Annotated in this window: 12 protein-coding genes; 1 reads left to right on the top strand and 11 read right to left on the bottom strand. The window is 27.4% G+C overall.

What is annotated here, in order from left to right:
• Nucleotides 1-4: 4 nt before the first annotated feature.
• Nucleotides 5-148 carry a hypothetical protein gene (locus ACRC03_RS10575; protein ID WP_438652531.1) on the bottom strand — a complete coding sequence of 48 codons (144 nt, stop codon included), beginning with the start codon at nt 146-148 and terminating at the stop codon, nt 5-7.
• 230 nt (nt 149-378) lie between these two features.
• Nucleotides 379-1,155 (bottom strand): glycosyltransferase, encoded by a 777-nt coding sequence (locus ACRC03_RS10570; protein ID WP_438652530.1) that lies wholly within the window; start codon nt 1,153-1,155, stop codon nt 379-381.
• A gap of 181 nt (nt 1,156-1,336) precedes the next feature.
• On the opposite strand from ACRC03_RS10570, the gene ACRC03_RS10565 reads away from it, so the two are divergent.
• A complete protein-coding gene (locus ACRC03_RS10565) occupies nt 1,337-2,605 on the top strand; it encodes a hypothetical protein (protein WP_438652529.1) in 1,269 nt (422 codons plus the stop codon).
• 40 nt (nt 2,606-2,645) lie between these two features.
• Here the strand turns inward: ACRC03_RS10565 and ACRC03_RS10560 are convergent, their stop codons facing one another.
• From ACRC03_RS10560 to ACRC03_RS10520, 9 genes are all read right to left on the bottom strand, one after another.
• Nucleotides 2,646-3,635: an ATP-grasp domain-containing protein gene (locus ACRC03_RS10560; RefSeq protein ID WP_438652528.1), complete on the bottom strand. Its 990-nt coding sequence runs from the start codon at nt 3,633-3,635 to the stop codon at nt 2,646-2,648.
• Between the two features lie 22 nt (nt 3,636-3,657).
• Nucleotides 3,658-5,202, bottom strand: coding sequence for a murein biosynthesis integral membrane protein MurJ (murJ, locus tag ACRC03_RS10555; protein WP_438652527.1), 1,545 nt, complete (start codon nt 5,200-5,202; stop codon nt 3,658-3,660).
• Nucleotides 5,195-5,821 carry a sugar transferase gene (locus ACRC03_RS10550; RefSeq protein ID WP_438652526.1) on the bottom strand — a complete coding sequence of 209 codons (627 nt, stop codon included), beginning with the start codon at nt 5,819-5,821 and terminating at the stop codon, nt 5,195-5,197. The genes murJ and ACRC03_RS10550 overlap by 8 nt, the downstream gene beginning before the upstream one ends.
• Before the next feature lie 17 nt (nt 5,822-5,838).
• A complete protein-coding gene (locus ACRC03_RS10545) occupies nt 5,839-7,068 on the bottom strand; it encodes an O-antigen ligase family protein (RefSeq protein WP_438652525.1) in 1,230 nt (409 codons plus the stop codon).
• A complete protein-coding gene (locus tag ACRC03_RS10540) occupies nt 7,065-9,203 on the bottom strand; it encodes a GNAT family N-acetyltransferase (RefSeq protein ID WP_438652524.1) in 2,139 nt (712 codons plus the stop codon). The genes ACRC03_RS10545 and ACRC03_RS10540 overlap by 4 nt, the downstream gene beginning before the upstream one ends.
• 32 nt (nt 9,204-9,235) lie before the next feature.
• Entirely contained in the window at nt 9,236-9,895 is a 660-nt protein-coding gene (locus ACRC03_RS10535; protein WP_438652523.1) for a CpsD/CapB family tyrosine-protein kinase, read from the bottom strand.
• Entirely contained in the window at nt 9,883-10,602 is a 720-nt protein-coding gene (locus tag ACRC03_RS10530; RefSeq protein ID WP_438652522.1) for a YveK family protein, read from the bottom strand. The genes ACRC03_RS10535 and ACRC03_RS10530 overlap by 13 nt, the downstream gene beginning before the upstream one ends.
• On the bottom strand, nt 10,599-11,213 hold the full coding sequence (locus tag ACRC03_RS10525) for a response regulator transcription factor (RefSeq protein ID WP_438652521.1): 615 nt from the start codon (nt 11,211-11,213) through the stop codon (nt 10,599-10,601). Before ACRC03_RS10525 ends, ACRC03_RS10530 begins: the two co-directional genes overlap by 4 nt.
• A gap of 292 nt (nt 11,214-11,505) precedes the next feature.
• Nucleotides 11,506-11,687: hypothetical protein (locus ACRC03_RS10520; RefSeq protein ID WP_438652520.1), on the bottom strand; the 182-nt coding region annotated here is incomplete at its 5' end.

Below are 11,687 nucleotides of genomic sequence, written 5' to 3'. Positions count from 1 at the left end.
AATCTTACTCACCCACACTTACTACACAATTTTGTGTGTTATATTCATTTCTGAATATTAGAATTTTAGACCCGTACATTCCCGATTTCGTCAGTCCCTCTTGACATCCTAACCATAGATATTTTATAGACCCTAGCCCTATCACCACTCGACTGCCTCCAGTTCGCATTTCGTATAGAAATATTTTTTCTATTTACGGTGGCTCTCAGGCCATTTAACGAGCTTATAACCCTTAATCATTTACTTAACTAAACGCTATTCGTATCCTTTGGGAAGGCATTTCAAGGCGTTACCCTATCATTCTACCTTTCGTAATAACAGTTCTAATAACTAAAAGTTATTAGGCTAGTTTTGTAGTAAACCCTCGCTTACCTTTGTCTAGCAACAAGTCGCACTTATATATTCTTTATACTCATCAAGTAAATATCCATCACCTACAATTAATAGTTTAATATCTTCATATTCTTTTTTTAATATTTCTACTGCTTTTATTATTTGTATTTGATTTTTCCTATGAGATAGCTCTCCTATTATAGATATAACAAAATCTTCTTTTTTTAATCCTAGAGACTCCTTAAATACTGTATCTAGTACGTAATCATTACTATAATGTTTTATGTCTACGCCCACACCTCCAACTTTAAATACTTTAGTGGATCCATCATTATTAAATTTGGTTGTTGCAAATTTATAATCTTCTTCATTCATAGTAATAATTATGTCACACCACTTAGATGCTATTTTCTCTGCTGTGTAGTATATTACCCAATTTTTTAATGGTGCACCTTTATAAAAGTGAAATCCATGTGCAGTATATACTATCTTTAAATTTCCTTTTTTTCTAAACTTTTTTAGTGCAAATCTAGTTATAAATGCAGCTATAGGGGTGTGTACATGTACTATGTCATATTCTTTTTTCTTTTGAAGTTTTTTTATCTGGAAATAAGCTTTTATATTTTGAAAACTTAGTGGGTTTCTTCTAAAATCAATTTGATTTATAGCTAAATTTTGTTCTTCTATTCCTTTACTTAAATCAGAGGTAATATTGGTAGCTATCTGCACTTCATTACCTTGACTTATTAATAGTCTTATATGCTCTGTTAAAAAGCCTAAAGTAGGACTTATTGTAGTTACTTGAAGTATTTTTTTGCTCATTATCAAGTCTCCTTTATTAAAATATATATTTTATCTCATACCTATCTTTTGCTACACTAAGGTATACTTTTAGATTTACCACCTTTATTCTGTCTCACATGCTCTTTTTTTTAATATAATAAACAATAACAAGTTACTTAGCTTTTTTAGGTAACTTTAAATACTAAAAAGGAGATGCTCTATGGAATATCTGCAGTATGATTCCTCTATTTTTAATACACCCTCTGAAGTTAAAACTAATGACACCGTAACTACTCAACATATGATACTTCCTTCTAACATTGATAATACTGGTTCTAAAGATGTTACCACTTCTATGCTTTCTGCAATGAATAAAGCTATATCTTCTAATAAAATTTTATTTATTCCTAAGGGAACTTACCTTGTTAAAGGTTTAAAACTTCCTAGTAATTTAAAATTACATTGTGCTGAGGGATCTATATTTAAATTAACTAAAAATGCAGGTACATGGACTAGATGCATTAATATAACTGATGTGAATAACATTACAATTACAGGAAGACTTTCAATAGATGGAAATTATAAGAATCAAAGTTACAAGAATGAGCATATGCATTGTCTATTTTTCTATGACTGTCATAGTATTAGTATTGAAAGTGTAAATGCTTATAATGCTGTTGGAGATAATGTTAGTATCAGCGGTGGCGGTGATAGCGAAGGTGTTAATGGCTACAGCTTTGACATAAAAATTGGCTATATGAAAGCAACTACTGCTGGTAGAAAAAATTTAGTTTTAGAACATGTTACAAACTGTACTATAGGTACCGCTATTTGTGATAATACCTTAGGAAATACAAAGGGAACTGGTGGACATTCTCTTGATGTTGAGCCTTTTGACTATAACGGTTCTAAGGTATGCAATAACACAGTTAATTTTTTAAAAACAATAGGTACTGGAAATGATTTCACTTGTGGTATTAGTAACTCTGCTAGAAATTATACTGTAAATATATCAATATTTGATGTTACAATTTTAGCACTAAATACTACTGTAAATGATGGTAACAATAATGAGTATTTAAGTGCTATTTACTCATATGGCATTACATTAAATATAGATAATATGAGAGTTAGCCTACCAGATAAAAAACACCCTACCTTTACTTCTTGGGATGGTATTGCTAACTTTCCTAATGTAATAGACTGTGAATATTCTAGTTCAGTAAATATTAATGCTCTTGTAGTGAAAGGTGGAGTCTCTAATAGCTATATATTCCAATGTATGAAGAATTCATGGAATGGAGTAACTTCAAAACCATCAGTAATTATAAATTCAGCTAACTGTAACATGAATAATACTAAATTTGCAATTTTAAATGATGTAGAAAATTTTATAGTTAATTATTTACACCCTGTTAATGTGAAACAACCATATTTAGTTCCATTCTATTCTACACTTGGAAATGCCAAGATAAACAATATTTCTTAACTTATTAGAATAAGGCTTTTAGCCTTATTCTTAATTTTGACTAAAGTCCTGATATGACATTATCCCCATTATTTAAAAAGAATTTAATGTATTTTATAAAGGTTAAATTGTTGATATAGTCTTCATTATATTTTAATTTTTCTCCACACAATAATCGATATAAATTTTTAGGAGTGCTTGCTCCTGCTTTATATGAAAATATTGCTCCTGCAGATATTCTTCCATTAACTTCTATTATATAGACTTTATCATCTACTAATATACAATCTACGTTAATTTCACCACAAGGCTTTAGATTGTGCACTAAATCTTTCATAGTTTCAATTATTATCCTATTTTTCTCTATTTTGCCTTCAAGTATTGTTCCTCCCATAGCTTTTATTCTTTTTTTAGGCACTATAGTAATTGGATTGCCCTCAAAATCATTAAATATATCTACACAATATTCTTCTCCATTTATAAATTCTTGTATAATTGTTTTTCCTAAATAATCTTTAAAAAAATCTAATTCTTTTTTATTTTTTAAAATAAAGTTATCTATACTGCCACCTCCGTCAAATGGCTTTATATATAAAGGAAATTCATAGTTTTCATTATCTATATCTTCATCTGTAATAATTTTAGGTGTGTAAAATCCCTTAGCTTTTAAAAATTCACTGGTCTTAAATTTATCTCTAACTATATCAATTACATTTTCATCAGAGATCATAATTTTTGCATTTGTATTTTTTTCTATATTTTCTTTATATTTACATAAGATCCTTAACTGTTTATCCATTATAGGTATTATTAAACTTATATTTTCTTCATTACAAACTTTTATTATATCTATATCTGCTCCTTCTTTTGCTAAATGTCTTATATATACATGCTTATCTCCAATAAAAGCAGTTGGAACATTTTTATTCATATCTGATGTTACAATCTTGCCATTTATGTTTAGCTCTTCTTTTGCTTTTATAAATTCATTTACTAGCTCTATATTGTTATATGAGCTTAATATTAAGATATTTATTTCTTTTTGTTTCATAAAATATACAGCCCCCTAATTATTAATTAGTTTCTATCTTAGATTTCTTATTAATTTTTATCTTTATATTACTTAATAACCACCTTACTTCATCTACTTTAAATGCTATAATTAAGATTCCATATACTACACATCCCGATACAACTGATATTAATATTGATAAGCTTTCTATATTTATTGAACTAATTGTGTATTTATATACAATACTAACTAAAACCCCCATTACAACTGATGCTACTAAAGATTTTAATGCCGTTCTTATAATATCAAGTTGCCCAAAATCTCCTATCTTGTTTTTTAGGTTTACAAATAATATTATTGAACCTAAAATACTGGCTATACTTGTGGCAAAAGCTAATCCTATGTGTCCTATATATTTTATTAAAGTTATAGCCAATATAATATTTATAACGACTGAGAGGCTTGCTATTTTCATCGGTTTGTTTGTATCCTTAAATGCATAAAATACTTGATTTAATATTGTAGTAACCCCACTCCCAATCATTCCTATACTATAAAAAGCTAGCGCTGATGCAGTTAAATTTGTAGCACTTGGTGTAAAACTTCCTCTTTCGTATATAATTCTAACTATTGGTTCTGCTAATACTATAGCTCCTATTGATACAGGTGTAATAAGAATAATTATTGTATTTATACTTTTTTTTACAATAGTTATAAGTGACTCTTTATCTCCATCTATAGATAACTTAGCTATGAATGGATATATTACTACAGCTATGGTTGAGATAAATAATCCTAGTGCAAACTCATTTAATTTATTTGCACTATTTAGTACCGTAATCATTCCATCACCAAGTGTCGATGCTAAGCTTCTATCTACAATAATATTTATTTGCCTTACCCCTACTGCTAGAAATACAGGCAAAATTAAAGGCAGCATCTTCTTTATATACTCATCTTTTACATTTATATAAAATCTATATTTAAACCCGTTTTTTATAGCAAATACAAATTGAAATAAAAACTGACTTATCATAGCTATAAAAGTTCCTATAGCTAATATTTCAACATTATTATTGCTAAAAAGTATTATTAGAATAACTATTATGTTGTATGGAATTGCCATCATTCCAGGTATTATAAAATTACCTTTTATTTGAAGAAAGCTAATCATAATGTTGCTAAGTGCTATAAAAATCATTCCAAAGATCATTGTTTTTGTAAAATTTGTTGCCATAGCTAATTTTTCACCTGAGAATTGTATTGCAAATATATGTGTTAATGGTTGAGCAAATATATATCCTAATATAGCCAATATAATAGTGGCTATTATTACAATACTTATAATATTGTTTAAAAACTCTAAAGATTTTTCTTCTCCTCTTTCTTTTTCTACTTGGAAAAATATCGGTATAAGTGTAGTAGCTAATGCTGAAGCTATAACTGCAAATAATATATTCGGTATATTCATAGCCGTGATATAAGCATCTGTAGTCATACTAGCTCCATAATTACTAACAAGTACTGTTTCTCTAATAAACCCTAATATTTTAGCTAAGATAGTTATTATAAAAAGTCCTGCTGAAGCTCTAATTATTTTATTCATTGGTAGATGTATCCGTATCATTAAAATATTTTACTACTTTATCCCTCTTATCTACTGTATCTGATTTTTTCAATACTTTAACTATTGTCATAAGTATTATTTTTATATCTAATAAAAAACTCATATTATCTACATACCAAACATCAAGTTTAAATGTTTTGCTCCATGTTATGCTAGTTCTACCATTCGTCTGTGCCCATCCTGTTATTCCAGGTCTTACACTGTGCCTTCTAAATTGTTCCTTAGTATAATATTCACCATACTCTACAAGCAAAGGCCTTGGACCTACTATACTCATTTCTCCCTTTAAAACATTTATTAATTCTGGTATTTCATCCAAGCTACTCTTTCTCAAAATTTTTCCAAATTTAGTAGTTCTGTCTTTATCTCTTAATATCTCTCCTTTTAAATTTTTTTCATTTGTCATTGATCTGAATTTTATTATTTTAAAAACTTCTCCATTGTAACCTAATCTTTCTTGTTTAAAAAGTATAGGAGAGCCTAAGTTTACTTTTACTAAAATACTTACTATTAATATCACTGGAGATAATATTAATAATCCAATTAAGGACAATATAATATCCACTACTCTTTTTATATTCTTCTCATACCTCACCATCATTACCCCCTTCTTATTTAATTTAGTTTTATGCAGTAATAGCAATATGCCCAAAATACCCACATACATCTAAAGTTTTCTAGATTTAAAGACATACATGATATTGCGATTCCCATCATAGAAAATATTAACACTTGATTCTCTACTGAATTTTTGCTATTTTTAATTAAGTTTACAAACAATTTGATTGGGAGCCATAAAAATGCTATTAATCCAACTATTCCGAGCTCTGAAAGAAATGTTATATAAGTGTTATGAGCAAGTATCCTATACTTTGTAAACCCCATGATTATACCTGAATCTACAAACCTACTTATTCCAACTCCTAATATAGGGCTACCGTACCATATCTTAAGTCCGCTTATCCACTGAGTAATTCTAGAATCTTCCTTTATGGTATTATTCATTGTTAACAGTCTATCGAAGGTATTGCTTAATATATTTATATCTAAAATACGGCTTATAAAAATATATCCTGCTATTAATAATGCTATTACCGCTATAGCTTTGAACAATGTTGAAGATATTTTTTTTAGTTCTCCATTTATTAGTAAAATTAGTAGTACAAATAAAATTGATACTGCTGCACTAATAATCGCTCCCCTTGATGATGTAAATAAAATAGCAATAAGATTTATAACTAAGTTAATTCCAAATATAGTTTTTTTAGTTTTATAGTTATATATTGATGTAATACTTACTGAAATAAAAAGGTATGCTGCAAAAAGATTCGGATCATTAAATGTGCCAACTGCTCTATAATAATAGCTCCATGGATTTTCTATTCCTATACTAAATAATCCAACTCCTACTATAGCTAAAATGCTAATTATCACAGAAGTATAACTCCAAGTTTTAATAAAAAGCCTTTCAAAGTCTTCTTTACTTACTTTAAATCCGTATAAATATATACTAAAGTACACTATATTTATAAATATTTTAATCGAATCTTTTATTCCTAATGATATATTTGGTATATCATATAAAAAAGATAACTTTACTAAACTTAAGGATAGTACAATACATATAGCCATTACATAAAAAACGCTATCATTTTTAGTTATCCTATATGAGTACTCCTGTTTCATGCTAGTTTTTATACTATGGGTAATTAATATTAATAGAACAATTGGTAGAAATGCATCTGATATAGATATATTAAAAGTTACACTTTCACTTTGTTTGAGCATAACTGGAAGAAAAATAGTTAAAGGAATACATATCTTAGATATATTTAATTGTTTCATGCTCTATATGCTGGAAAGAAATTTGTATTATTTAAGCATATTTGATTTTCTTTTTCTCGTATTTTAACAAGTTTCTCATATTCTTGAGGTAAATTTATTTTTTTGCCTATATAAAACTTCTTCTCACCTTTCTCAGATTTAGAAAATCCTTTCTTAAATTTGAAAAGACTATCTTCATTGCCTATATATCCTCCTCCTAGATGAAAATATCTATATCCATTATCTATAGCCCATAGTGCCACTTCATAAACTAATAAATTATTAACCCCTAAGTTTAAATATTCTTCTCTTGATCCTGTAAGATGATAATGGACATAGTCCCCATAACTCATTATCAGTGAACTCAATATAGTTTCTCCTTGATATATCGCCTTAAATATAGTTACATTTTCTTTTAGGTATTTTGTAGTATTTTCAAAGAAAGTTTTATCAAAATAATAATATTCTGAAGCTTTATTTTTTTCCATAGTTTTTGTATATAGTTCTATAAATTCATATAAATCTTTTTCACTGTTGCTTCTTTCTATTTTTATTTCATACTTAACTGCTTTTCTTATACGATTTTTGCACTTTGGAGTTAAGTTTTCCCATATATAGTCTTTGCTTTTTAGGTCTATACATATAGTACTTCTTATATTTTCTATATCCATATATAACTCCATACCTTTATGATTTTCAACTAAAGGATGAAACCTTATAAATTCAGACACTATTCCACTTTTATTACAATAATTTTGAAAATCTACTTTAAACTCTTCAATTAGACTTTCTAGTTCATCGTCTTTACAGTTTAATAATAGAGGCCCTCCATATCCATAAGGTGTTATTATATCAAATAATTCTTTTTCTTTTGCTAGATTTATTTTTCTTTTTAAAAACCTATAAATTATTTTACCTTTTTCACTTTCGTATATATATGTTTCTAATTTGCCTTCATTATTTTCTTCATATATACTCCCATACTCTTTTGTAAAATATATATCTGCTATTTCTTTTTTTTCTATAAATACTTCCTTAATAATATCAATAACCCTATCTATTTCTTCATCTGTCATTTTAGTATCACTTGGTAAACATATTCCTCTATCAAACAAATCTTCAGATATACTTTTTCCATCTGTTGAAGAAAAGAACTTATACTTTTTAAAGAAAGGTTGGAGATGCATCGGCTTCCATACATTCCTACTCTCTATATTTTCCTTTTCTAATTTTTCTATTATATCTAATGGTTTAACTTTACTTTTTTCATTTATAGTAGCTACTGACAACCAGTAGTTTGGACTTCCAAAATCACATATGTTCATCATCTCTATATCTTCAATTTCTTCGAAAGCTTTTTTGTAAGTATTAAAAATTTTCTTTTTTTGCTCTATTCTTTCATCTAATACCTTTATTTGACCTCTTCCAATACCTGCTACTATATTACTCATTCGATAATTATACCCTAGCTCTTTATGCTCATAATGTCTTTGCTCTTCTCTAGACTGTGTCGCCCAAAATAAAGATTTTTTCGTGAATTTATCATTATTTGAAACTAGCATCCCACCACCAGATGTAGTGATTATTTTGTTTCCATTAAATGAATATATACCTATGTCTCCCATAGTACCTGTCTGCATTCCTTTATAAATAGCTCCTAAAGATTCTGCTGCATCCTCTATGATTGGAACCTTATACTTATCACATATTTTCTTAATCTCATCATAGTTTGCACTTTGCCCATAAAGATTTACTACTATTACTGCTTTAGGTATTTTATTTATAGTTTGTGCATAATCAAAAGCTTTTTGCAATGCTAAAGGGCACATATTCCAGGATTCATACTCTGAATCTATAAATACAGGCTCTGCTCCTTCATATATTATGGGATTAGCTGTAGCAGAAAATGTTAAACTTGAACAAAATACTGTATCTCCTCTTTCAACTTCTAAACATTTAAGTGCCATATGAAGTGCACTAGTTCCACTTACTAAAGCTGTTGCACTTTTTACTCCTACATATTTGCAAATTTCAACTTCAAATTCATTTACATTAATCCCAAGTGGTGCTATCCAATTTGTATCGAAGGCTTCTTTTATATATTTTTGTTCTTCTCCTCCCATATGAGGTGATGCTAAATATATTCTATCCCTCATTTTCATTCCCCCTTATTAGACTACTAGGTATACTATTTGTAGCTATATTTTATATATTCGCCTTTTTTAAATTTGTATTTATTTAAAATAACTCCTATTACATTAGCGCCTATATTTTTCAATTTTTCCTCAGCTATTTTTATTTCACTTCTATTAATTTCATTTGATGAAACAACAAATATTACTCCATCAGTGTGTTCCACAATAATATTTGCATCTATAACACATCCTATAGGTGACGTATCTATAAATATATAGTCATATATATTTTTTACATTCTCTATGATTTCTTTAATTTTTGGTGAAGATAATAATTCTGGTGGGTTTATTGGAATTGATCCTGTTGTCAATATATCTAAGTTGTCTATATTAGTTTTTTTTATACATTCTTCAATTTTATTTTTATCTAACAAAATGTCTATAATACCTTGCTCATTGATTACATCAAAATATTCATATATAGATGGTTTTCTCAAATCACAATCTATTATTAATACCTTTTTATTTATATAGGCAAAAGATATTGCTAAATTCGATGCTACTATTGTTTTTCCTTCTCTATTGCTTGTGCTAGTTATTAATATAGTTTTTATTTTTTTTTCTGCATTGTAGTGTTCTATATTAGTTCTTATTTCTCTATAAGATTCTAATATTGGAGATTTATTTTTTTTCAATGATATTAACTTCTGCAATTATTATCCCTCCCTCTTTTACCTTTTTTGCATTTTTCTAATTCATTAGGTATTACTCCTAATAATGGCCATTCCAGTATTTCTCTTATATCTAACGGTGTTTTTACTTTACTGCTAGAATATGCTCTTATTATTTCTATAAATGTGCTTAAAATAATTCCAAATATAGCTGCCAATAACATATTTATAATATGATTAGGTTTAATTGGATATTGTGGAATTATAGCTGTATCTACTACTTCAATACCATTTGCTTTTACTAACCTTTGAGCTTCACCACTAAATACTCCAGGGATTGAATTTGCAATCTCAGCAGCTCTTTTTTTGTCAGTGTCTTGTACTTTTATGTTTATTATTTGAGTTCCTTCAACTACCGAAATATTTATCTCTTTACTTAATTTTTCATAAGATACTTTTAAATTTAATTTATTTATTATTTGCTCTAACACAGTTCTTGACTTGATTATTTCTCCATAAGTTAATGCCAATCTCTCCGTAACATCTATATTATCTCCTGTTAAATTACTTATACTATCACTTCTATTAGTGTCAACTATTAGTGTTGTACTTACTTCATATACAGGTTTTATCACATAGTAGCTAATAACTCCACTAATAAATACACATATTAAACTAAATAAAATAATGTTTACTAGCTTAGACTTAATTATATAGATATATTCTTTTAAATCTATTGTATCGTTCATATTTTGCTCCTTTCTTTATCTTTTACATATATAATTATGTCTTGCCTACTTTTAAGGTTTAATTTATTAAATATACTACTAATATGTTTTTTTACTGTATATTCAGTTATATATAATTTTTTAGCTATATCTTTATTGTTGAGTCCATTTACTACTTCATTCATTACTTCTATTTCTCTTTTTGTTAATTCCTCTGATTTTGTATGCATTTTGTCTATTATTGTTTCTTGAGCAATATTAGAATCATAAAACTTTTTACCTGATAAAATTAAGCTTACTATATATTCAAATTCACTCTTATCTTCTAAATTAGTTATATATCCATCTATATTGCCTTTTACACACTTAGTAAATAGTTCTCTATTAAATGTTGAATCTAGTGCAATTATTTTAACTCCTATATTGTTAGCTTTAATATTAAAAATAGTATCTAAACTTTCTATGTCATTTTTATCAATCTCAATAAAAACCAGGCAGTTGTCTTTTATTGATTCTTGAATTTGTCTAACATATGAATATAATTTTATATCTTCATACTTAAATTTATCTTTAAAAAATATTTCTAAAGCCTCCTTAATAATAAATGACTTTGCTACTATAAATATCTTCACTCTTATCACCTCCTATTTCGTTTACTATCTTGCCTATTACACTATCTAATTTTTTTTACTCTTTAGGTATATAATACTGTCCAAACAAAAATAAATATATACATATAATGGCCTACTTTAATACTTACCTTTTATTAGAGTAGTATAATATTTTCTACTACTCTAAAGAGTAAATTTGATACATATTTAAAGCATTTAAAATAATTTATCATAAAAAATAGGCATTAAATAAATTCTTTTAATTCGAATTTATTTAATACCTATTTTAAAATTATAGTCTTTGAGCTAATCTTTATTTCTTATTCAGCTTTGCCAATGCTGCAGCAAAAGGATTATTAAATACCTCATCATCCTTATTCTGACTCTTCAGATACTTATTTACATCACCCTTAGAAGCCTTACTCTTATCCTCTTCTTTCCTCTTCTTAAACACACTTAACTTCTCTCTATGCCCACACTTGCACACAAACATTT

This window comes from Romboutsia sp. (assembly GCF_051659545.1).
GTDB lineage: Bacteria > Bacillota > Clostridia > Peptostreptococcales > Peptostreptococcaceae > JBOFOR01.
This window is presented reverse-complemented; position numbering and strand designations above follow the sequence as displayed.

Bases quoted from the DNA above. Each gene is read 5' to 3' on its own strand.
- ACRC03_RS10570 (WP_438652530.1), bottom strand. From the start codon at position 1,155: ATGAGCAAAAAAATACTTCAAGTAACTACAATAAGTCCTACTTTAGGC.
- ACRC03_RS10565 (WP_438652529.1), top strand. From the start codon at position 1,337: ATGGAATATCTGCAGTATGATTCCTCTATTTTTAATACACCCTCTGAA.
- ACRC03_RS10560 (WP_438652528.1), bottom strand. From the start codon at position 3,635: ATGAAACAAAAAGAAATAAATATCTTAATATTAAGCTCATATAACAAT.
- murJ (WP_438652527.1), bottom strand. From the start codon at position 5,202: ATGAATAAAATAATTAGAGCTTCAGCAGGACTTTTTATAATAACTATC.
- ACRC03_RS10550 (WP_438652526.1), bottom strand. From the start codon at position 5,821: ATGGTGAGGTATGAGAAGAATATAAAAAGAGTAGTGGATATTATATTG.
- ACRC03_RS10545 (WP_438652525.1), bottom strand. From the start codon at position 7,068: ATGAAACAATTAAATATATCTAAGATATGTATTCCTTTAACTATTTTT.
- ACRC03_RS10540 (WP_438652524.1), bottom strand. From the start codon at position 9,203: ATGAGGGATAGAATATATTTAGCATCACCTCATATGGGAGGAGAAGAA.
- ACRC03_RS10530 (WP_438652522.1), bottom strand. From the start codon at position 10,602: ATGAACGATACAATAGATTTAAAAGAATATATCTATATAATTAAGTCT.